Source organism: Labrys okinawensis, assembly GCF_002982075.1.
GTDB lineage: Bacteria > Pseudomonadota > Alphaproteobacteria > Rhizobiales > Labraceae > Labrys > Labrys okinawensis_A.
In genome coordinates this window covers 118,935-141,010 of record NZ_PUEJ01000004.1, presented here as the reverse complement: position 1 = coordinate 141,010, position 22,076 = coordinate 118,935, and the positions used below count along the sequence as shown (strand labels likewise).

The 22,076-nt window shown below is 65.3% G+C and carries 19 protein-coding genes; 15 read left to right on the top strand and 4 right to left on the bottom strand.

Annotated features, from left to right (window positions below):
- Nucleotides 1-21 precede the first annotated feature (21 nt).
- Nucleotides 22-1,005: a DUF4424 family protein gene (locus C5L14_RS10990; RefSeq protein WP_181161124.1), complete on the bottom strand. Its 984-nt coding sequence runs from the start codon at nucleotides 1,003-1,005 to the stop codon at nucleotides 22-24.
- A 302-nt stretch (nucleotides 1,006-1,307) separates the two neighbouring features.
- Between C5L14_RS10990 and rsmH the strand changes: the two genes are divergently transcribed.
- The 6 genes from rsmH to murD all read left to right on the top strand — a co-directional run bounded on the left by rsmH (nucleotide 1,308) and on the right by murD (nucleotide 8,736).
- Complete coding sequence (rsmH, locus tag C5L14_RS10985) at nucleotides 1,308-2,345, top strand: 16S rRNA (cytosine(1402)-N(4))-methyltransferase RsmH (protein WP_105862100.1); 1,038 nt, start codon at nucleotides 1,308-1,310, stop codon at nucleotides 2,343-2,345.
- Nucleotides 2,342-2,698, top strand: coding sequence for a cell division protein FtsL (gene ftsL, locus C5L14_RS10980; RefSeq protein WP_105862099.1), 357 nt, complete (start codon nucleotides 2,342-2,344; stop codon nucleotides 2,696-2,698). The genes rsmH and ftsL overlap by 4 nt, the downstream gene beginning before the upstream one ends.
- Entirely contained in the window at nucleotides 2,695-4,506 is a 1,812-nt protein-coding gene (locus tag C5L14_RS10975; protein ID WP_245443346.1) for a peptidoglycan D,D-transpeptidase FtsI family protein, read from the top strand. Before ftsL ends, C5L14_RS10975 begins: the two co-directional genes overlap by 4 nt.
- Nucleotides 4,507-4,634: 128 nt before the next feature.
- Nucleotides 4,635-6,086: a UDP-N-acetylmuramoyl-L-alanyl-D-glutamate--2,6-diaminopimelate ligase gene (locus C5L14_RS10970; protein ID WP_105862097.1), complete on the top strand. Its 1,452-nt coding sequence runs from the start codon at nucleotides 4,635-4,637 to the stop codon at nucleotides 6,084-6,086.
- A 124-nt stretch (nucleotides 6,087-6,210) separates the two neighbouring features.
- Nucleotides 6,211-7,332, top strand: a complete 1,122-nt coding sequence (mraY, locus tag C5L14_RS10965) for a phospho-N-acetylmuramoyl-pentapeptide-transferase (RefSeq protein ID WP_105862096.1) — start codon at nucleotides 6,211-6,213, stop codon at nucleotides 7,330-7,332.
- Nucleotides 7,333-7,347: 15 nt separating this feature from the next.
- Complete coding sequence (gene murD, locus C5L14_RS10960) at nucleotides 7,348-8,736, top strand: UDP-N-acetylmuramoyl-L-alanine--D-glutamate ligase (RefSeq protein WP_105862095.1); 1,389 nt, start codon at nucleotides 7,348-7,350, stop codon at nucleotides 8,734-8,736.
- 115 nt (nucleotides 8,737-8,851) lie between these two features.
- On the opposite strand, the gene C5L14_RS10955 is transcribed toward murD, so the two are convergent.
- A complete protein-coding gene (locus C5L14_RS10955) occupies nucleotides 8,852-9,820 on the bottom strand; it encodes an alpha/beta fold hydrolase (RefSeq protein WP_105862094.1) in 969 nt (322 codons plus the stop codon).
- 78 nt (nucleotides 9,821-9,898) lie between these two features.
- Between C5L14_RS10955 and C5L14_RS10950 the strand changes: the two genes are divergently transcribed.
- The 5 genes from C5L14_RS10950 (at nucleotide 9,899) to C5L14_RS10930 (ending at nucleotide 15,236) form a co-directional block, all read left to right on the top strand.
- Complete coding sequence (locus C5L14_RS10950; RefSeq protein WP_105862567.1) at nucleotides 9,899-10,516, top strand: TetR/AcrR family transcriptional regulator; 618 nt, start codon at nucleotides 9,899-9,901, stop codon at nucleotides 10,514-10,516.
- Nucleotides 10,517-10,686: 170 nt separating this feature from the next.
- On the top strand, nucleotides 10,687-11,856 hold the full coding sequence (locus C5L14_RS10945) for an FtsW/RodA/SpoVE family cell cycle protein (protein ID WP_105862093.1): 1,170 nt from the start codon (nucleotides 10,687-10,689) through the stop codon (nucleotides 11,854-11,856).
- Complete coding sequence (murG, locus tag C5L14_RS10940; RefSeq protein ID WP_245443345.1) at nucleotides 11,853-12,944, top strand: undecaprenyldiphospho-muramoylpentapeptide beta-N-acetylglucosaminyltransferase; 1,092 nt, start codon at nucleotides 11,853-11,855, stop codon at nucleotides 12,942-12,944. The genes C5L14_RS10945 and murG overlap by 4 nt, the downstream gene beginning before the upstream one ends.
- Before the next feature lie 153 nt (nucleotides 12,945-13,097).
- A complete protein-coding gene (gene murC, locus C5L14_RS10935) occupies nucleotides 13,098-14,513 on the top strand; it encodes a UDP-N-acetylmuramate--L-alanine ligase (RefSeq protein WP_105862092.1) in 1,416 nt (471 codons plus the stop codon).
- Between the two features lie 42 nt (nucleotides 14,514-14,555).
- Nucleotides 14,556-15,236, top strand: a complete 681-nt coding sequence (locus C5L14_RS10930; RefSeq protein WP_210203228.1) for a DNA alkylation repair protein — start codon at nucleotides 14,556-14,558, stop codon at nucleotides 15,234-15,236.
- A 157-nt stretch (nucleotides 15,237-15,393) separates the two neighbouring features.
- Here the strand turns inward: C5L14_RS10930 and C5L14_RS10925 are convergent, their stop codons facing one another.
- On the bottom strand, nucleotides 15,394-15,942 hold the full coding sequence (locus C5L14_RS10925) for a DUF4269 domain-containing protein (RefSeq protein ID WP_105862090.1): 549 nt from the start codon (nucleotides 15,940-15,942) through the stop codon (nucleotides 15,394-15,396).
- The gene (locus tag C5L14_RS10920; protein WP_210203227.1) at nucleotides 15,939-16,526 is read right to left on the bottom strand and encodes a nucleotidyltransferase family protein; all 588 of its coding nucleotides are present in this window, start codon (nucleotides 16,524-16,526) and stop codon (nucleotides 15,939-15,941) included. Before C5L14_RS10920 ends, C5L14_RS10925 begins: the two co-directional genes overlap by 4 nt.
- Nucleotides 16,527-16,801: 275 nt before the next feature.
- On the opposite strand from C5L14_RS10920, the gene murB reads away from it, so the two are divergent.
- From murB to ftsZ, 4 genes are all read left to right on the top strand, one after another.
- Nucleotides 16,802-17,719 (top strand): UDP-N-acetylmuramate dehydrogenase, encoded by a 918-nt coding sequence (murB, locus tag C5L14_RS10915; protein WP_105862089.1) that lies wholly within the window; start codon nucleotides 16,802-16,804, stop codon nucleotides 17,717-17,719.
- A gap of 285 nt (nucleotides 17,720-18,004) precedes the next feature.
- Nucleotides 18,005-18,841 carry a cell division protein FtsQ/DivIB gene (locus tag C5L14_RS10910; protein WP_181161123.1) on the top strand — a complete coding sequence of 279 codons (837 nt, stop codon included), beginning with the start codon at nucleotides 18,005-18,007 and terminating at the stop codon, nucleotides 18,839-18,841.
- On the top strand, nucleotides 18,838-20,163 hold the full coding sequence (gene ftsA / locus C5L14_RS10905; RefSeq protein WP_105862087.1) for a cell division protein FtsA: 1,326 nt from the start codon (nucleotides 18,838-18,840) through the stop codon (nucleotides 20,161-20,163). Before C5L14_RS10910 ends, ftsA begins: the two co-directional genes overlap by 4 nt.
- Before the next feature lie 240 nt (nucleotides 20,164-20,403).
- Nucleotides 20,404-22,062, top strand: coding sequence for a cell division protein FtsZ (gene ftsZ, locus C5L14_RS10900; protein WP_105862086.1), 1,659 nt, complete (start codon nucleotides 20,404-20,406; stop codon nucleotides 22,060-22,062).
- Nucleotides 22,063-22,076: the final 14 nt, after the last annotated feature.

Below are 22,076 nucleotides of genomic sequence, written 5' to 3'. Positions count from 1 at the left end.
AAAACGTGTGCGGCCAGAGGATTATGGCGCGGCGTTCTTGTCGAGAATCAGGATGTCTATGTTGCGGTCCGGCGCATAATTGTTGCGCTTGAGCTCGTAGCGGGTGCTGCTGACCTTCTTGGCGCCTTCCGCACAGAAGGAGACCAGATTGTCGGGAAAGGCCTTGTCGATCACCAGGCCGAACCGGCCGGCAGGGGCGGACCAACGGCCCCCGCCGACGAAAGCGTAGCCGAAATAGGTCTGCCGGGGCTTGGGCGTCTTGGCGGTTTCACCCGGCTGCGGCTTGGCCGCCGTGAGGCGCTTGGTCAGGGCATCGGCCGCGCGCAGGAAGCCCTCATTGACGCAATATTTCTTCTGATATTGCGCCAGGGACTCGCCCGTCAGATTGGTACGGTCGAAATAGAGGCCGGCGGCCGAGCCGACGCTCGGCGTGTAGCTGTATTGCAGCAGGATCTCCTTGCCGGCCGCCAAAACCTGCTGGCGGACGATCCTGGACCGCAGGGTCCAGAGCGGGACCCAGTTTTCGCCGGCCTGTTGGATGTAGCCCGGCGCGCTCAGCTTGGCGCGGTCCTGGTCGCTCAGGCGTTTGAGAGCTTCGGCGGTCGCGGCGCTGGCCGGCATCAACGGTATGTTCAGGCCCTTGAGCAGATCGGTGATTTCGCTCTCCTGGGCGCCGTCCGGCGCGAAGAAGGCATGCTGTTCCACGCTCGCCTCGACCGGTTTGCCGGCGGCCCTGGCCTGGACATCGAGGAAGTTCGGCGAGGCCGGATTGGGAATGGCCACATCGAGATCCGCTTCGCCGGTCACCTCGGGCAGGGGGAAGGCGATGGTGAGCGTCAGGTCCTGGCTGGCCTTGTTGAGGACGCGATAGGCGGCCCGGACCTGTCTGGCCGAAAGGAAGATGTCTTCCGCCTTCAATTCAAGCTGGTCGGTCGGCTCGATGATCAGCCCGCCGGCATCGAGATTGGCGAGACTTTCCTCGGCCGAGGCATCTGTCAGGGCCATGGCGAGGGTCAAGGCTGCAGCGCAACAGAGCGCTCTGGCGGGTCGGGGCATCGGCTACGAATCTCCACACCGTCGAAACGGTACGGCGGCGATAGTGCCTAGCTTTGTGGCAGTGCGAAAGAGGCAGGGAGCGATGGCAGGATCTCGACATCCCGGCGGTGGTGGTGACGTTACGGAATTTTCGAGGGATGGACCAAGGCCTACGAACCCTTCATTAACCTTTCATGGGCGTTAATGGGATTGGAGAAATCTGCCCGATTTGCGGGCCGGTTCCGCCTGCAATTCCTGCCTTTGAGAGTTCGATGTCCGCTTCCTCCGCAACCGCCAACGATGCCGCCCGGCATGTGCCGGTGATGCTCGCCGAGGTGCTGAAGGCGCTCGAGCCCAAGGCAGACGAGCGCTTCATCGACGGTACGTTCGGGGCGGGGGGCTATACCCGCGCTATTCTGGCGGCCGCACCCGGTGTGCAGGTGCTCGCCGTCGACCGCGACCGCAACGCCATCACCGACGGCATGGCCCTGGTATCGCAGATGCAGGGACGTCTCACCCTGGTCGAGGACCGCTTCTCCCATCTCGACAAGCTCGCCCCCATGCTGGGCGAAGGCGGTGTCGACGGCGTGGTGCTGGATATCGGGGTGTCCTCGATGCAGCTCGACGAGGCCGAGCGCGGCTTTTCCTTTCGCAGGGACGGGCCGCTCGACATGCGCATGTCGCGGGAGGGGGCGCATGCCGGGCCGAGTGCGGCCGATCTCGTGGCGGAACTGCCGGAAGAGGCGCTGGCCCGCATCTTCCAGGTGCTTGGCGAGGAGCGCCGCGCCCACGCGCTGGCCCGCGCCATCGTCACCGACCGGCAGAAGGAGCCTTTCCTCACCACCATGCAGCTGGCCGATCTGTGCGGCCGGGTGATCCGTTCCAGGCCCGGTGACATCCATCCGGCGACGCGCGCTTTCCAGGCCCTGCGTATCGCGGTCAATGGCGAGCTCGACGAACTCGGCCAGGCCCTGCTGGCTGCCGAGCGGGCGCTCAAGCCCGGCGGGCGCCTGGTGGTGGTGACCTTCCATTCGCTCGAGGATCGCATCGTCAAGACCTTCTTCGCCGACCGCACCCGCAGCCAGGCCGGCGGTTCGCGCCATCTGCCGGCGGCAGCGGTTCCGCCCCCGACCTTCGTGCAAACCCATCGTGGAGCGCTGGCGGCGAGCGAGGCGGAAGCCGAGCTCAATCCCCGCGCCCGTTCCGCCAAGCTGCGCTTCGCCATTCGCAGCGAGGCTCCTGCTCGTGACACCGGCACCAGTTTCCTCGGATTGCCTGAGGTGAATCTTCAATCCGGGAGAGGCCGTTGACCCGCATTCTCAATCTCATATTGGTCGGCCTGCTGGTGGCGTCCGCGATCGGGGTCTATTCGATCAAATATGAATCGACCTTGCAGGCCGAGAAGGTGGCCAAGCTCCGCCGCGCCATCGAGACCGAGCGCCGGGCCATCGAATCGCTCAAGGCCGAATGGGCTTATATGAGCCAGCCCGACCGTATCGGCGCCTTGGCCAAGCGCCATCTCGACCTCGTGCCGATGAAGGTCGTGCAATCCGTCGATGCCGCCGATCTGCCCGAGAAGGCACGCGAAGGCGATCTGATTGCTGAAAAACTCGAAGGACTCGGCTTGGCCGGAGCGCCGCAAGTGACAGGATCGACCCCATGAGTGAGGGGACCATGAGCGACGGGACCACCGTGGACAACAAGGTCAGCACGCCGGCGCCTGCGAACCCGGATACCGCCGGCCCCGCCAAGGCGCCGCGTCGGCGCTTGTCCAAGCTCGAGAAAAGCGCCGGGCGCATCGTGCTGATCGTGGTGGGGTTCGTCTGCATCTACATGGCGATCATGGCGCGGCTCACCCAGTTCGGTACCGCTCCCGACCAGCAATATGATGCGCGCCGCTCGGCGGCCGATCAATTGGCCGCGGCTCGCCCCGATATCCTCGACCGCAACGGGCGTATCCTGGCAACCGACGTGCAGGTGCCCTCGCTCTATGCCGAGCCGAAGAAGATCATCGATGTCGACGAGGCGACCGAGCTGCTCACCGCCCAGATGCCCGAACTCGATGCGCGCGATCTCAGGGCCAAGCTCGCCTCCGGCAAGGGCTTCATCTGGCTCAAGCGCGAGATCACACCCGAGCAGCGCAACCGCATCTATGCGCTCGGCCTGCCCGGCATCGGCTTCATCAACGAGAACAAGCGCATCTATCCCAACGGGCCGACGGTGAGCCATGTTCTGGGCGCGGTGAACATCGACAATCAGGGCATTGCAGGCCTCGAGAAATATATCGACAACAAGCGCGGCCTCTCCGAACTGCAGGCGCTCGGCTATGCCTCGACCTCCGACGCGATGAAGCCGGTGCAGACCTCGATCGATCTCAGGGCCCAGGCCGTGGTGCGCGACGAGCTCATCGCCGGCATGGAGCATTTCAAGGCCAAGGCCGCGGGCGGCGTCATCATGGACGTGACCACAGGCGAGATGATCTCGCTGGTGTCGTTGCCCGATTTCGATCCCAACAACCCGGCCGATGCCCTCGATCCCAACCGGATCAACCGCATCAATGTCGGCACCTATGAAATGGGCTCGACGTTCAAGGCGCTGACCCTGGCCATGGCGATTGAATCGGGCCGCTTCACCACCAATTCCATGCTGGATGCCCGGGCCGGCAGCGTCACCATCGGACGCTGGACCATCCGTGACTATCACCCTCAGCGCCGCATGCTGAGCCTGCCGGAAGTGTTCACCTATTCGTCCAATATCGGCGTCATCCGCATGGCTCTGGGCCTGGGCGTGCCCGCCCATCAAGCCTTCCTGCGCCAGATGGGACAGCTCGACCGCCTGGTGACGGAACTGCCCGAAAACGCCGCGCCGATTCTGCCGCGGCGTTGGGGTATGCTCAACTCCGCCACCATCGCTTTCGGCCAGGGCATCACCGTTGCGCCCTTGCAGGCGATCATGGCGGTCGGCGCGATGATGAATGGCGGCCACCTGATGAAGCCGACCTTCATCAAGCGCAACGAGGACGAGGCTCTGGCCTTGTCCAAGCCGGTGCTCAAGCCTCATACCTCCGACGTGATGCGCTACATCATGCGCCTCAACGCTACCAATGGTTCGGCCAAGAAGGTCGACATTTTCGGCTATCAGGTCGGCGGCAAGACCGGCACGGCCGAGAAGCTGATCGGCGGGCGCTACAACAAGAACCTGAATTTCACCACCTTCATGGCGGTATTCCCCTTCGACAAGCCGAAATATCTGATCACCGTTCTCTACGACGAGCCCAAGGGCCTGCCCGAGACCTATGGCTACTCGACGGCCGCCTGGAATGCCGGCGTCACCACCGGCAAGATCCTGGAGCGTGTCGGCCCGCTGCTCGGCGTCAAACCCCGCTTCATGGAGGTTCCCAATCCGGTACCGCCGCTCTACGCGCCCAAGGACCAGTTGAACCAGAGCATGGCCTGGCTGGCTGCGCGCTGAGGTCATAGGCGCCGCCCGCATGGTGCATGGATCGGCCATCGAAATTCCATTGCCGCTCCTTGCGGCCTTCCTATACAAGCCGCCGTCCCCACCCACCTTGAGAAACGATCGCCAGGAATTTGGACGTCATGACAAAGCGCCTTGCCGACCTCGTTTCCGAAGGGTCTCTCTCACCTGACGTACTCGCGCGGGAAATAAGCGGCGTCACCGCCGATTCCCGCGTGGTGAAGCCCGGCTTCGTCTTCGTCGCCATTCCAGGTACCAAGAGCGACGGTGCCGCCTATGTACCGCAGGCCATCGCCGCAGGCGCAGCGGCGATCGTCTCCGAGGCCCCGCTCGACGTGCCCGCGCCTGTCGTGCTGATCCGGGTCGCCAATGCGCGCAAGGCGCTGAGCGAGATCGCGGCGGCGTTCTATGACCGCCAGCCCGCGACCATCATCGCCGTCACCGGCACCAGCGGCAAGACGTCGGTCGCCGCCTTCGTGCGACAGATCTGGGCAAGACTCGGCCATCAATCGGCCTCCATCGGCACCGTCGGCGTCGTGGCCCCCTGGGGCGAGACCTACGGGTCCCTCACCACGCCGGACCCGGTCGAGCTGCACCGCCTGATCGACGAACTTGCGGGCAGGGGCATCACCCATCTCGCCATGGAGGCCTCCTCGCACGGCCTCGACCAGTTCCGGCTCGACGGGGTGCGCCTGGCCGCCGGCGGCTTCACCAATCTGTCGCGCGATCATCTCGATTATCATGCGAGCTTCGAGGCCTATCTCGAGGCCAAGCTGCGCCTGTTCCGCGATCTCCTGCCCGGTGGCGCCGGGGCCGTCGTGGCGGCCGACCACGCCGAGGCCGGCGCGGTGCTGGCTGCGGCCCGCCAGAAGGGCCTGCGCATCCTCAGCGTCGGCGAGGCGGGCGAGGGTATGCGCCTGAAATCGGTCCATATCGACGGCTTCATCCAGCACCTGGAACTCGACTATCAGAGCCGGACCTACCGGGTCAGGCTGCCGCTCGCCGGGCGCTTCCAGGTGGAGAACGCCATGGTCGCCGCAGGCCTATGCCTGAGCACCGGCGGCGAGCCGGACGCCGTCTTCGCTGCCCTCGAGAGCCTCCAGGGCGCCAAGGGGCGTCTCGACCTCGTCGGCACCGTCGAGGGAGCCCCGGTGCTCGTCGACTATGCCCATAAGCCCGATGCGCTCGAAAAGGCGCTGGAGGCTCTGCGTCCCTTTGCGCAAGGCAAGCTGGTGGTGATTTTCGGCTGCGGCGGCGATCGTGATGCCGGCAAGCGTCCGATCATGGGCGAGATCGCCACCAGGCTGGCCGACAAGGTCATCGTCACCGACGACAATCCCCGCAGCGAGGATCCCGCCGCGATTCGCGCCGCCATCATGGCGGCGGCGCCCGGCGCGATCGAGATCGGCGACCGGCGCCTCGCGATCGAGACGGCCGTCGCGGAGCTGGAGCAAGGGGACGTGCTGCTGATCGCCGGCAAGGGACATGAGCCGGGCCAGATCGTCGGCAAGACGGTACTGCCTTTCTCCGATCACGATGTCGCCCGCGAGGCGATCGCAGCGAGGGCCGGGTGATGGGGGCTCATCACCGGTCTCAGCAAGATGCGTCTTCGATCGGCCGGACTTCTCGCAGGCTGGCATCACACTTTATTTCGACGCATTTTTTCAAGAAAAATGCTCTGAGGTTGAAAGGATTTCCATGTTCTATTTGCTGAGCCGCTTCAGCGAACATTTCGAGCTCCTCAACCTGTTCCGCTACATTACTTTCCGGACCGGCGGGGCGATCTTCACGGCGCTGTTGTTCGTGTTCTTCTTCGGGCCGTGGACGATCTCCTGGCTCAGGGTGAAGCAGGGCAAGGGCCAGCCGATCCGTGACGACGGCCCGCAATCGCATCTGTCCAAGCGCGGCACGCCGACCATGGGCGGGCTGATGATCCTGTCGGGTTTGGGCGTATCGACGCTGCTGTGGGGGAATCTGGCCAACGTCTATGTCTGGGCCGTGCTGCTGGTGACGCTCGGCTTCGGCGCCATCGGCTTCTATGACGATTATCTCAAGGTCACCAAGCAGAGCCACAAGGGCTTTTCGGGCCGGGCGCGCCTGTCGCTGGAATTCCTGATCGCCGGCGTCGCGGTGATCCTGATGGCCCAGGCCGGCGGGGCGCGCTTTCTCGGCTTCCTGTGGGGCAGCGGACCGCCGATCGCACAGGCGACGTCACTCGCCTTTCCCTTTTTCAAGGAACTCCTGATCAACCTCTCCTATTTCTTCGTGATCTTCGGTGCCTTCATCATCGTGGGCTTCGGCAATGCCGTGAACCTGACGGACGGGTTGGACGGGCTTGCCATCGTGCCGGTGATGGTGGCCGCCGGTACCTTCGGCGTCATCGCCTATCTCGTCGGCAACGCCAATTTCGCCAATTACCTGCAGCTCCATTTCGTGCCCGGCACTGGTGAACTCGCGGTGATCTGCGGCGCGATGATCGGGGCGGGGCTCGGTTTCCTCTGGTTCAACGCGCCGCCGGCCCAGATCTTCATGGGCGACACCGGTTCGCTCGCCCTCGGCGGCATGCTCGGCTCGATCGCGGTGGCCACCAAGCATGAGATCGTGCTGCTCGTCGTCGGCGGCCTGTTCGTGGCCGAGACCCTGTCGGTGATCATCCAGGTGCTGTCGTTCCGCTATACCGGCAAGCGGGTGTTCAAGATGGCGCCGATCCATCACCATTTCGAGCAACTGGGCTGGAAGGAGCCGCAGGTGGTGATCCGCTTCTGGATCATCGCGGTGGTGCTGGCCCTGCTCGGCCTTGCCACGCTCAAGCTCAGATAAGGACGCAAGATCGTCATGATCCCGATCACTTCCTTCGGCGGCCGCGCTGTCGCCGTGTTCGGCCTGGGCGGTTCGGGCCTGGTGACGGCTGAGGCGCTTGCGGCCGGCGGCGCCAAGCCCATCGTCTGGGACGATGGCGAGGCCGGCCGCAAGGCGGCTGCCGACAAGGGACTGGACGTCCGCGACCTCAATGAGATCGACTGGTCCGATGTCGCGGCGCTGGTCCTGTCGCCCGGCGTGCCGCTGACCCACCCTAAGCCGCATTGGTCGGTCAAGCTCGCCTCTGCGCATGGCGTGGAGGTGATCGGCGATATCGAACTCTTCGTGCGCGAGCGCCGCCTGAGGGCGCCGGGCTCGCCTTTCATCGCCATCACCGGCACGAACGGCAAATCGACGACCACGGCGCTGATTGCCCATCTCTTCGCGGCGGCCGGGCGCGACGTGCAGCTCGGCGGCAATATCGGCACGGCGATCCTGTCGCTGGACCCGCCATCGCCCGACAGGGTGCATGTGGTCGAATGCTCCTCCTACCAGATCGATCTGGCCCCGAGCATCGATCCCTCGGTCGCCATCCTGCTCAACGTCACCGAGGATCATCTCGACCGCCACGGCACGCTGGAACACTATGCCGCCGTGAAGGCGCGCCTGGTGGAGGGCGCAGATACGCCGGTCGTCGGCGTCGACGATGCCTGGTGTGCCGCCATCGCCGATGCGATCGAAGCCAAGGGCGGCAGGCCGGTCCGCATCTCGGTGGAGAGCCAGTTGAGCGAGGGCGTCTACGCCGTTGGCGACCGGTTGTTTTCGGCTGAAGCGGGCAGGGCGGTCGAGGTCGCCAGCCTGGCCGGCATCGGCTCCCTGCGGGGCGCACACAATGCCCAGAATGCCTGCGCCGCGCTGGCGGCGGCCCGCGCGGGCGGGCTGACACTCTATCAGATCCAGGCCGGCATGCGCAGCTTCCCCGGCCTTGCCCATCGCATGGAGCAGGTCGGGCGGCTCGGCCCCGTGCTGTTCGTCAACGATTCCAAGGCCACCAATGCCGATGCCGCGGCCAAGGCCCTGTCGTCCTTCCCGACCCTGTACTGGATCGCCGGCGGCAAGCCCAAGACCGGCGGCATCGAGTCCCTGGCCGAATATTTCCCCAAGATCCGCAAGGCCTATCTGATCGGCGAGGCGAGCGAGGAATTCGCCGCGACGCTGGAGGGGCGCGTACCCTATGTGCGGGCGGAGACGATCGAAAAGGCGGTGCCGCTGGCCGCTGCCGACGCGGCGGCGTCCGGCCTCGAGGAGGCCGTGGTGCTGCTCTCGCCGGCCTGCGCCTCCTTCGACCAGTTCCGCAATTTCGAGGAACGGGGCAAGGCCTTCTCCAGGGCGGTACTGGCCCTGCCGGGTATCGGCAAGGCCTGACTGCCTTTCGGTTGGCCGAAGCGGGCCAGCAGGGAGTCGATGGCGCTGCGTAGCATGGCTCTATGCGGGAACCGGGCAGGATCTGCATGCCAGACTGCACCGGCTCCGCGCCGCATCAGCCCCTTGTCGACGCTGTCGCGAAGGCGGCGAGTTCTCGCCCGAACCGTTCCGGCTCCTCGTAGAAGGGGCTGTGGCCGCTATCGGTATAGACCGACAGGCGGCTATCGGCATGCAGGGCCTTGATGCGTTCGGACATGGTGAGGCGCACCAGCCGATCGTGAATGCCATGCGTCAGCAGGATCGGGCCGGAATAGGCCTGGAACACGGGCTCGAGATCGGGCGTGGATGTCTTGACGAAGCCCTCGTTCACAGCGCGTTCGGTCATGCCGTTGACCACCAGCATGCGCTGCAGTTCGACATCGGTGAGTGGTTTGTGAAAACAGGCCGCCAGAAAATCGGCTGTCGCAGCGGTTCGTTCGCCGAGATCGTGTGAAATAGCCGTCTTGGCGAAGGTCCCCGCCAGCGGGGTCAGAAGATCGGGCGACAGCTTGGTGACCGCATCGACGAGGTTGATCCCCGCGATCCGTGAGCCTCCATATTTGCGCAGATAGGTGCCGGCGACATGGCCTCCAAGCGACCAGCCCACCAGAATAGGATGGCGCAGCTTCGCAGCCGTGATCACCGCAGCAACGTCGTCCGCCCAGCGATCGGGGTCGGAATAGGCGTCGGGCGAGGCGGGCTTGTCGGAATCGCCGTGGCCGCGCAGGTCGAACCGCACCAGCCGGAAGCCGGCGAGGGCCGGGTCGGCAAACTGCTTGTCCCAGCTCAGGCGGCTCTGGCGCAGGCCGTGGATGAACAGGATTTCGGGTGCCGCCGGATCGCCCTGTACCTCGCCGGCCAGCTGCGTGCCGTCGGCCGAACGGGTGAAGAAGCTTTCACGTCCAGAGCCTGGTTTGCCTCCCTTCCCAACATCCGAGCGCTTCTTGCCGGTCGCACCGGCTGCTGAACCTGCAAGTCCGGACTCGACGGCGAAGGCGGTGAGGGCGGCGGCGGCACCCAGGAAAAGGCGTCTTGAAGGATCCATTGTGTTCTCCGATGTTGTTTATCGTTCACTATTCAACTTGCTTGACGACACCTGTCAAGATGTTGTTTAGTGTTCGATATGGAACATGGTTCGAAATCGCGTGGCGGGCGGCCCTGGAGCTTCGATCGCGAGCAGGCGGTCGAGACGGCCATGCGGCTGTTCTGGCGCCACGGTTATGAGGGTGTCTCGGTCGGGGATCTCACCAAGGCGATCGGGATCGCGCCCCCCAGCCTTTACGCCGCCTTCGGCAGCAAGGCCGGGCTCTATGAGGAAGCGCTTGCCCGCTACGAGGGGAGCGTCGGCCTGCTCGATTTCGCCGCTGTCGCGCAGGCGCGCGATCTGCCACAGGCGGTGCGCCTGCTGCTGGAAGCAGCGGTCGGGGCCGTCACACATCCTGATCGCGAGCGTGGCTGCATGATCTCGAGCGGGATGGTTGCCTGCCATCCTGACCATGCAGCGCTCGCCCGCGGCCTGGCGGCGCGGCGCGAGGGCATTCGCAGGGACATCGTGCAGGCTCTCCGCCCCTTTGCCGACGCCGAGGCGCTCCCGGGGTTGGCCCGCCACCTGGCGGCCGTGATGCAGGGGATCTCGATCCAGGCGCGGGACGGCTGCAGCCGGGCCGAGTTGCAGGAGATCGTCGAAGATGTCATGGCGGGGCTCGGCCGCAGGCCGGCTGGAACCCAGGCGCCGCAATAGCCTGAAGCGGGGACGGCATAGGTCGATGGCGGTGCCGGGCGAGCCGTTCGACGGCATTTCAGGCCCGATTGCCGGCAAAAACGCGGCAAGGCCTCTGCATTTAACCCTTCCTAAACCCTGTCGGGAGCACTGCTAGGGCGATCCTCCCTCAGCTGACGGACTCCCTGTTCATGGCCTCGCGTACCGAACGTTCAGCCTTCAATGCCTGGTGGTGGACCGTCGATCGGCTGATGCTGATGACGATCCTGGCCCTGATGCTGACCGGTATCGTGCTCCTGCTGGCGGCGAGCCCCGCCGTCGCCGAGCGCATCGGCATTTCCGACATGTTCCACTTCGTCAACCGCCAGGCGATGATGATCCCGGTGGCGCTGATGGTGATGATCGGCGTGTCCTTCCTGTCGCCGCAGTCGATCCGCCGGCTGGCCCTGGTGATGTTCCTGTTCGCCACCGCCCTGGTGGTGGCGACGCTGCTGTTCGGCGCCGAGGTGAAGGGCTCCAGGCGCTGGATTGCGGGTATTCAGCCTTCCGAATTCCTCAAGCCTGCCTTCGTGGTGTTGGCGGCCTGGCTGTTCTCCGAAAACGTCAAGCGGCCGGACGTACCGGCCAACATTCTCGCCATGCTGCTGCTGGCCTGCTCGGCGGGGCTGCTCATCCTGCAGCCCGATTTCGGACAGACCATGCTGATCTCCATCGTCTGGGGCGCGCTGTTCTTCATGGCCGGGCTGCACTGGTTCTGGATGCTGGGGCTCGGCGGCGTCGGCATCGTGGGCATCGTGGCGGCCTATCAGTTCATCCCGCACGTCACCTCGCGCATCGACCGCTTCCTCAAGCCCGAGGGTACCGATACCTTTCAGGTCGATGTGGCGCGCGATGCCTTCCTGTCGGGCGGCTGGCTCGGCAAGGGGCCGGGCGAGGGCACCTACAAGCTGATCCTGCCGGACTCCCATACCGACTTCATCATGGCGGTAACCGGCGAGGAGTTCGGCCTTCTTTTCGTCATGGTGATCGTGGCGATGTTCGCCCTCATCGTGCTGCGCGGCTTCTGGCACGCTTACAAGGTCGAAGATCCCTTCTGCCGCTTCGCCACCGCCGGTCTCACCCTTCTGTTCGGAATGCAGTCCTCGATCAATTTGATGGTCAATCTCCACATGATGCCCGCCAAGGGCATGACGCTGCCCTTCATCTCCTATGGCGGCTCCTCGCTGATTTCGGTCGCCTATGGCATGGGCATGGTGCTGGCGCTCACCCGCCGCCGCCCGCGCACCGACATGCTCGAAAGCGCCTTCAGCTTCCGTGACCGCAGGGCCCAGGCGGCCGCCGGCATCGGGTTGTCGTCGTGAGCGGCAAGGTCGTCCTGCTCTGCGCCGGCGGTACCGGCGGTCACCTGTTTCCGGCCGAAGCGCTGGCGGGCGCCCTCGTGCCGCTCGGTTTCCGCCCGCATCTTGCCACCGACGAACGGGTGGAGCGCTACACCGGCACCTTTGCCTGGGAGGACATCCATGTCATCCCGTCCGAGACCGTACGTTCGCGCTCGCCGCTCGCCATGGCCAATACCCTCTGGCGCCTCGGCTCCGGCACGCTGGCGGCCTGGCGCATGCTCGGCCGTATCAGGCCTGCCGTCGTCTGCGGCTTCGGCGGCTATCCGACCCTGCCGCCGCTGACAGCCGCGGCCTGGCGCAAGATCCCAACCATGATCCATGAGGCCAATGCGGTGATGGGCCGGGCCAACCGCATGCTGGCGCCCAAGGTCACCCGCATTGCCACCGGCTTTGCCGATGTGGCGATGATGGACAATGTGCCGAAATCGAAGCTCGTCCACACCGGCAACCCTGTCAGGCCGGCGGTGATGGAGGCGGCCAGGATCCCTTATCCTGACCTGGACGGGCCCATCAATCTGCTGGTCTTCGGCGGCAGCCAGGGCGCGGCGGTGATGTCGGCCATCGTGCCTTCGGCGATCGCACGGCTTGACGAGCAATTGCGCCGCCGGCTCAGTATCGTCCAGCAGGCGCGCCAGGAGGATCTTGCTGCCGTGCGGGAGACCTATGCCGGCCTCGGCGTCGCTGCGGACGTGCAGGACTTCTTTCGCGACCTGCCCGCCCGCATCGCAGGGGCGCATCTTGTGATCAGCCGCTCCGGTGCCTCCACCGTGGCCGAGCTTTCGGTCATCGGCCGCCCGTCGATCCTCGTGCCTCTGCCTGGGGCCCTCGACCAGGACCAGGCCGCCAATGCCCGTACGCTCGCCAATGTCGACGGAGCACGGCTGGTGATGCAGCCGGACTTCACCGCAGAGACCCTCGCGGCCGATCTCACGGCACTGCTCGCCGATCCGGTGGGATTGCAGGCCATGGCCGCCAATGCCCGGAATGCCGGTATTCCCGACGCCGCCGATCGCCTCGCCGACTGGGTGGTGAAATTGGCGGCGATGTGACGGCAGGCCTTGGAGCGCGGACATCCTGTCCGCTCTTCGCAGTCTCGCAGGCGCGCCGTCTCCAACAGGAGGACTGGAAGTCCGCGCTCCAAATTTGCCTCCCGGCCCTGTCGCCCCTATACGAACCGAAATTCCACCTTTTCGAGAGACCTCATGAAGCTGCCCCGTGAAATTGGCCCCATCCACTTTGTCGGCATCGGCGGCATCGGCATGTCCGGCATTGCCGAAGTGCTGGTCAATCTGGGCTACACGGTGCAGGGTTCGGACGCTGCCGACAATTACAACGTCAAGCGCTTGAAGGATAAGGGCGTGAAGACCTTCATCGGCCATGCCGCCGAGAATATCGGCGATGCCGAGGTGGTGGTCGTCTCCACTGCGATCAAGCGCGACAATCCGGAACTCGCCGCCGCGCGCGAGAAGCGCCTGCCGGTGGTGCGGCGCGCGGAAATGCTGGCCGAGCTGATGCGGTTGAAGACCTGCGTCTCCATTGCCGGCACGCATGGCAAGACCACCACGACGTCACTGGTGGCCACGCTGCTCGACGCCGGCGGTTTCGATCCCACTGTGATCAATGGCGGCATCATCAATGCCTATGGCACCAATGCGCGCCTGGGTTCGAGCGACTGGATGGTGGTGGAGGCCGACGAAAGCGACGGCACCTTCCTCAAGCTGCCGACCGATGTCGCCATCGTCACCAATATCGATCCCGAGCATCTCGATCACTTCAAGACCTTCGACGCCATCAAGGATGCCTTCCGGGCTTTCGTCGAGAACATCCCCTTCTACGGCTTCGCCGTGATGTGCCTGGATCATCCCGTGGTGCAGGAACTCGTCGGCACCATCGAGGATCGCCGAGTCGTCACCTATGGCGAGAACCCGCAGTCCGACGTGCGCCTGATGGACCTCGACCTATCGGGTGGGCGTTCGCGTTTTCGCGTCGTCATTCGCGACCGCAAGACCGGCGCGGTGGTCGAGCTTCCCGATCTCGGCCTGCCCATGCCGGGTGGCCACAACGCCCTCAACGCGACCGCCGCCATCGCGGTTGCCCATAATCTCGGCATGGACGCGGCGGCGATCCGCAAGGGCCTGGAAGGCTTCGGCGGCGTGAAGCGGCGTTTCACGCGTACCGGGGAATGGAACGGCGTTACCGTGTTCGACGATTACGGCCACCATCCCGTGGAGATCTCCGCCGTGCTCAAGGCGGCCCGGGCCTCGACCACCGGCCAGGTGATCGCGGTGGTGCAGCCGCATCGCTATAGCCGCCTGGCGAGCCTGTTCAACGAGTTCTCGGCCTGCTTCAACGATGCCGACATGGTCGTGGTCGCCGATGTTTATGCGGCCGGCGAGGCGCCGATCCCGGGAGCCGACAAGGAAGGCCTCGTCGCCGGCATCCGGGCGCGCGGCCACCGTCATGTCGTCGCCCTCGATGGCCCCGGTTCACTCGCAGGCCTGGTCGCCTCGGCAGCCAAGCCCGGTGACTATGTGATCTGCCTCGGCGCCGGCAATATCACGCAATGGGCCTATGCCTTGCCGGGTGAACTGGCGGCGCTGGACGGCAAATCGGTCTGAATGTCGAAGAGCCCCGGACGAGATGACGGTCGGAGGGGCATATTGAGCCTGGCCGAGACGATCCATTCGCGTCTGGCGGCCGCCGCCGATCCCAAGCGGGCTCCGGCCATGCAGGCCTATATGAAATCGGCGATGCCCTATCTGGGCGTCTCCGCCGTGCCGCTCAGGCAGATCTGCAAGGCGATCTTCGCCGATCTGCGCTTCGAAAGCGCCGGGCATTGGCAGGCGGAGGTCCTCGCCATCTGGCGTGGTGCCCGTTTCCGCGAGGAGCGCTATGCCGCCATCGAACTGACCGGCCTGCACGCCGCCGGAACTTTCCAGCGCATCGATGCCCTGCCGCTGTATGAGGAGATGATCGTCAGCGGCGCCTGGTGGGACTATGTCGATGCCATCGCCGCCCATCGCCTGCTGACGATCCTGCGCAATGACGGCGCGGCGATGCGGCAGGCCATGCTCGCCTGGTCCGTCGACGCCAATATGTGGAAGCGCCGGAGCGCGATCCTCTGCCAGCTCGGCGCCAAGGCTGAGACCGATCTCGAGCTCCTCTACGCCTGTATCGCGCCGTCGATTGGCTCCAGGGAGTTCTTCCTGCGCAAGGCGATCGGCTGGGCTCTCAGGCACCATGCACGCATCGATCCCGAGGAGGTCGCTCGTTACGTCGTCGAACACCCCGAACTCAGCAATCTGAGCCGCCGAGAGGCCTTGAAGCACATCGGAAAGTGACAGAAGGCGAAGTTTCGGTGTGCCGATCTCCAGATCGGCATGGTCCGAAATGCTGCGTTTGCCCAAAAAAATGCCGATCTGGAGATCGGCACACCGAGTTTCCTGCCAATCTTCACCAGATAGCCTATCCGCGTGGCCGTCTTTCCGAGGCCGGCTCTCAGTTCTGCTCCGAGTGTGCCAGATAACCAGCGGCGGCGAGGATCGCTACCAAGTCGCCATCGGTTTGCCGGTGAAGTTCGAGCAAGTCCCGATAGGGATCGCCTTTCAGGCCGAGTGCCGCGGCGAAGGCGGGTTCGGTCTTCAGGCCTGCCTGGCGATGCTGCACGACGCTGCTGCGCAAAGCCTCTCCTCCCAGGGCGAGCAAGCGACGCTCCACCAGGAAATGGCGCCAGCCCGCCTGTTCGGCCACGGGCTGGATGGAGGCGAAGATCTCGAAGCACCAGCCCTGCGCCGTGAAAGTGGCGATCACCGGCCGCCCGCCGCCGGTCCATTGATGGATGGAGAAGGCCGGAGCTCCCACAAGGGCTTGCCAGATCGTTCGGGTGAAGGCGAGGGCGTCGGGGGCGTGACAGAGGATGTCGATATCGCTGGCGGGCAGATCGACGCCGAGAGGGGGCGTGCCGGCGACATGCGGATCATAGGCGCGCAAAAGGTCGAGCAATCCGGTCGCCTGCAGAGCCTGCGTGTAGCCCGGTCTTGCCGTCATGGCTGCAGGTCCACCAGGCGCAATTCGGGCCAGATCGCCTTCGCGCGTGCCGCCTTGGCGGCCAGGCCCTTGTCGCCGCGGCGTCCCGGATTGGGGCGGATGATCATGCCGAAGAGGTCGTCGAGGCCGAAGGGTGCGGCGATGTCGATGGTGTCGTCGTCCTCCAGCCGGATGCCGACCGCATGCACGATGGCGGCATAGTGCCCGAAAGCCTCGTCAGCCGAACGGAGCTGCGGATAGGGCTGGCCGAAGCGCTGCTCGAACCACAGATGGACCCGGGCCTGATTGCGGATCTCGACCGGCCATCGGCCGTCGAAGTGGGGGGCGGCGTGCCTGATCACGGCATCCTCCGCCTCCCAGCTCACGTCGGCGGCGTCGAAATAGATGAGATCGTAATCCTTGACGCCGGTGCCGGCGGGGAGCCCGCTCAGACTGTTCCACACGGTCTGATAGACGCAGCCGGCAGCCAGCCGCCATTGCGGCAGGCGCAAGGAGCGGGCGACGGCGAGGAAGGCCATGAGGTTCTCGTCCGCACGGACGATGATGCGCAGGCGCTCTTCCGGGGAGATGGATCGATCCGGCAATGCTCGCTCTAACTCTTTGGTTCAACGCGTCTTTGCACTTCCCGACAACTCCGCAAATCGTAGAACGCCCTGGCGGAATCGCTGGGCTTCTTCGCGAATGTAGGCAATAAGGCCGGCATTCCAAATCCCGGATCGCCGCAATGCAGGGTCCTCTTGATCGACCTATGGGTCGATCAAGAGGACCCTGCAGGATTTTAAACACTTGCGGAATATCTCAATGCTGCCCATTCGTGTGCAACATCGAGATATTCCGCATTGGATCTTTATCGGACACCATGACCTTTCCCGACCTCATTCCCTCGCTGCGCCCGTCGATGCCGGGATTGCGCGGTACGCTGGAAGCCAATGCACCGATGGCGCCGCTCTCGTGGTTTCGTACCGGCGGCCCGGCGCAGCTGCTGTTCACGCCGGTGGACGAGGAGGATCTGGCGCTGTTCATGGCCGGACTGCCGGCGCGGATATCCTGGATGGTGGTGGGGCTCGGCTCCAATCTTCTGGTGCGTGACGGCGGCGTCGAGGGCGTGGTCATCCGTCTCGGCCGGGGCTTTGGCGGCATTGCCCTCGATGGCCTGACCATTACGGCCGGCGCAGGAGCGCCGGATGTCAAGGTGGCTCGCGCGGCGGCGGAAGCAGGCATCCGGGGCCTGTCCTTCCTGCGCGGCATTCCCGGCGCGATCGGCGGGGCACTGCGCATGAATGGCGGCGCCTATGGCGGCGAGACCAAGGATGTCTTCGTCTCGGCGCGCGCCATCCGCCGGGATGGCTCCATCGCCGTCTACGATGCTGCCGCCATGGGCTTCAGCTATCGGCGCTGCAGCGTACCGGCCGATGTCGTATTCACCCAGGCGACGTTCCGCGGTGAGCCGGGCGATCGCGAGGCGATCATGGCGGAGATGCAGAAGATCACCGAGGCCCGCTCCTCGTCCCAGCCGGTCAATACCCGCACCGGCGGCTCGACCTTCAAGAACCCGCCCGGCCATTCCGCCTGGAAGCTGGTCGACGAAGCCGGTTGCCGCGGCTTGACCGTCGGCGGCGCCCAGGTCTCGCCGATGCATACCAATTTCCTGGTCAATCTCGGCACGGCCTCTTCCGCCGACATCGAGGCGCTGGGCGAGACCGTTCGCGAGCGCGTGCTGAAACATTCGGGCATCGAACTCGAATGGGAAATCAAGCGCGTGGGGCTGGCGGCTTGACCTTGCGGCATGCCAGGCCGGATGGGGTGTCGATTTATCAGCCATGCCAGGGCCTAAAGCGGCAAAGCTGAAGCGCCGCTAACCGATTGTTTACTGATTTGTCCGAAAGCTAACCTTAATGGGGCATGAAGCATTTCCCGCTTGAGGGGGGTGGTCAGCTCCTGAGATCGCCCTTCAAAAGACCGTCCTAACGGGTGGTTCCTCAAGAGCGTTGGCTTCGAGCATATGCTGCGTTTGTTCAATCTGTCCTCCCTGCGCCAAGCCGGATTCACGACCAGGACGTTCGTGGATCAGCGCTCGTCGCGGCTGCAGCGTCTGCTGGCAAAGCCCCCGCGCGGACTGGGGCTCATGCTGTCGGCCGGATTTCTGGTGGGAACCATCGTCTATGGCGCCCAGACCGGACCGGTCTGGCCGCAGATGAAGGTTCAATATGGCGCGCCGCTCGACATGGCGGCCAACCTGTTCGGTTTCCGGGTCGAGACCGTCGCCGTCACCGGCCAGCGCGAACTGACCGATCAGAAGATCTTCGCCGCAGCCGGGGTCACCAATACCTCCTCCCTGTTGTTTCTCGATGCCGAGGCGGCCCGGGAGGGGCTCGAGAAGCTGCCGCTGGTGAAATCGGCCCAGGTTCGCAAGCTGTTTCCTTCGACGCTCTCGGTCACCATCGAGGAGCGTGCCCCCTATGCCCTGTGGCAGCGCGACGGCTCGGTCAAGGTGATTGCCGAAGACGGCGTGGTCCTGGAGGACCATGTCGAGGCTCGCTTTGCCGATCTGCCGCTGGTGGTGGGCGAGGGAGCCGACAAGCGGGCCAGCGAAATCGTCGCGGCGGTCGCCGCCACGCCCGAACTGAGCGGCCGGGTCAAGGGGGCCACGCTCGTCTCCCAGCGCCGCTGGAATCTCACGCTCGATAATGGCGTGGTCGTTCGCCTTCCCGAGGATAACCCGGATCAGGCCCTGAAGAGTCTGGCTGGCCTCGAGCGGAAGGCCAAGGTTTTGGAAAAGGATATTCTGGCAGTCGACATGCGTATGCCCGATCGCGCTACCTTTCGTTTGAGTGAGCAGGCCGCGGCTGCCCGGGCCGACGCGCTGTCCAAGAAGAAGGCAAAGGGGGGCAAAGCATGAGCCCCTTCGAGAATGGCCTGACCCCTAAGCTCAAGCCGCTGGCGCCGCGCCGCACCACGGTGATGTCGGTGCTCGACGTCGGCACCAACAAGATCGTCTGCCTCATCGCGCGGCTGCGTCCGCTCGAAGGAGCCGACCTCCTGCCGGGCCGCAGCCACCAGGCCCAGATCCTGGGCATCGGCCATCAACGCTCGCGCGGGCTGAAGTCCGGCGCCGTCGTCGATATGGAGGCCGCCGAGCAGGCGATCCGCCATGCGGTCGATGCCGCTGAGCGCATGGCCGGGGTGCGGGTGGATTCTGTGATCGTCAACATTTCCTGCGGGCGGTTGGCGAGCGAGCACTATTCGGCCACGGTAGAGGTCGGCGGCCATCAGGTCTGCGATCTCGACATTCACCGCGTTCTGGATGCCGGCGCCAGCCATTCCGTACGGGACGGGCGCGCCGTGCTGCACTCGCTGCCGATCGGCCATATGCTCGACGGCGTCGGCGGGATCTCCGATCCCAGGGGCATGCTGGGACGTCAACTCGGCGTCGACATGCATGTGGTGACGGCCGAATCCACGCCGGCCAAGAATTTGATGCTCGCCATCGAGCGCTGCCATCTTCACGTCGAGGCGATGGTCGCGACGCCCTACGCCGCTGGCCTGTCGGCTCTCGTCGACGACGAGACGGAGATGGGGGTAACCCTGATCGACATGGGCGCCGGCACTACCTCGGTCGCCGTCTTCGCCAACCGCGCCTTCGTGCACGCCGACAGCCTGCCGGTGGGCGGGGCGCATGTCACGACCGACGTGGCGCGGGGCCTGTCGACCAAGCTGTCGGAGGCCGAGCGCCTCAAGGTTCTCTACGGCGCTACCATCGCCAGCCCCTCGGACGACCGCGAGACCATCGCCGTCCCCCCCGTCGGGGATGACCAGGGCGACGGCATTCATCACGTGCCGCGTTCGCGCCTGGTCCGCATCATCCGGCCGCGCATCGAGGAGATCCTCGAAATGGTGCGCGACCGCCTGCGGGGTTCGGGCGCCTGGGCCGAGGCGGGCCGCCGCGTCGTGCTGACCGGCGGCGCCTGCCAACTGACGGGCACGGTGGAGCTGGCCCGCAAGATCTTGGATCGGCAGGTCCGCATCGGGCGTCCGCTCGGTATTGCCGGCATGCCCGAAGCGGCCAAGGGACCGCCTTTCGCCACGGCAGCCGGCCTCCTGGTCTATCCGCAGATTGCGGGCGTGGAGCACTTCGAGCCGCAGGTCCGGACGCGGGCGCAAGCCACCGGAACAGACGGTTATTTCGGTCGGGTCGGACGTTGGTTGAAACACAGTTTCTAAACTTCGATTTGCAAAAGGGAAATCGAGTTTCGAATCGCAAAGGTAACGTTGAGACGCGAAGAATGGCCGGTTTTTCAAGGCCATTTTGACTAATTTTTCCGGTCAAATTTAGCCGGATTACACAAATGCCTGCTTCGCAAATCAGTAACTTTCTGATTCAAAGGGCAGGAAGGGGTCGTAAGGCCTTGATGAAGGTCAATTTAAGGGGCGCGGCGACGCGTCTTGCAAAAGAGGCGAACCATGACGATCAACCTCAAAATGCCGGATATCCGGGAGTTGAAGCCGCGTATCACCGTGTTCGGCGTTGGTGGGGCTGGCGGTAACGCCGTCAACAACATGATCGAAGCCGGATTGGAGGGCGTCGACTTCGTCGTCGCCAATACGGACGCGCAGGCCCTGACCCTTTCGAAGGCCGATCGCATCGTGCAGATGGGCATCCAGGTTACCGAGGGACTTGGCGCCGGTTCGCAGCCTGAGGTCGGCCGTGCCGCCGCCGAGGAAGTGATCGACGAGATCCGGGATCACCTCAACGGCGTCCACATGGTGTTCGTCACGGCCGGCATGGGTGGCGGTACGGGTACCGGCGCTGCCCCGGTGATCGCCCGCGTCGCCCGCGAGGTCGGCATCCTCACCGTCGGCGTCGTCACCAAGCCTTTCCATTTCGAAGGCCTGCGCCGCATGCGCCTGGCCGAGTCCGGCATTGCCGAGCTGCAGAAGAGCGTCGACACGCTGATCGTCATCCCGAACCAGAATCTGTTCCGGGTCGCCAACGACAAGACCACCTTCGCCGACGCCTTCGCCATGGCCGACCAGGTGCTCTATTCCGGTGTCGCCTCGATCACCGACCTCATGGTCAAGCCCGGCCTGATCAATCTCGACTTCGCCGACGTGCGCGCCGTGATGCGCGAGATGGGCAAGGCGATGATGGGCACAGGCGAGGCGTCGGGTGAACGTCGCGCCATCCTGGCCGCCGAAGCGGCGATCGCCAACCCGCTGCTCGACGACGTCTCGATGAAGGGCGCCCGCGGCCTCCTGATCTCGATCACCGGCGGCCCCGACATGATGCTCTACGAGCTCGACGAGGCGGCGACCCGTATTCGTGAAGAGGTTGATCCGGAAGCCAACATCATTCTGGGCGCGACCCAGGATCCGTCGCTGGAAGGCACGATGCGCGTGTCGGTGGTCGCCACCGGCATTGACTCGGCCATCCTGCCTCAGGCTTCGCCCTCCAAGGATGACATTCGCCTGGCGGAAATGACCCAGCGCGTGCGTGACCAGGCTGCGGCACAGGCGGCTCAGGCCGCCCGTGTCGCCGCACCGCGCAATGTCGCGCCGGCCGCCCCGGTGGCGGTCGAGCCCGCCCCGATCCAGCAGGAAATCGCCCAGCCCGTGCCTGCAGCTCCCGTGGAGCCGGTGGCTGCCGCCAACGACGTGACGCTGCGCCCGCTGGCCCCCAAGCCGACCCTGTTCCGCGAGCCGGTGGTCGAAGAAGCGCCGCGCGCGCCCGAGCATCATCCCGAGCCCGAGCATTTCGTGCCGCCGGCACCGGAAAGGGCCGTCGTTCGCCCGCCGCGCATGCCGCGCATCGAGGACCTGCCGATGCCGGCTCAGGCCCAGATCGCCGCTCAGCGTGGCCCGGATGCGCCCCAGGCCGGCGATAAGAAGCGTATGACGCTGCTCCAGCGCCTGGCTGCGGTCGGCCTTGGCCGGCCCGAGGCCGAAGAGGCCGAGCACGAGCCGGCGCCGGTCGCCCGCCAGCCGGAGCCGCGTCCGGCTCCGCAGCGTCCGCCGGAAGCCCAGCGTCGTCCGCCGGCCCCGCGTCCGGCCCCGCAGCCGTCCCGTTCGATCGAGGACGACCAGCTCGAAATTCCGGCCTTCCTGCGCCGTCACTCGAATTGAGGCCGATTTCGGCC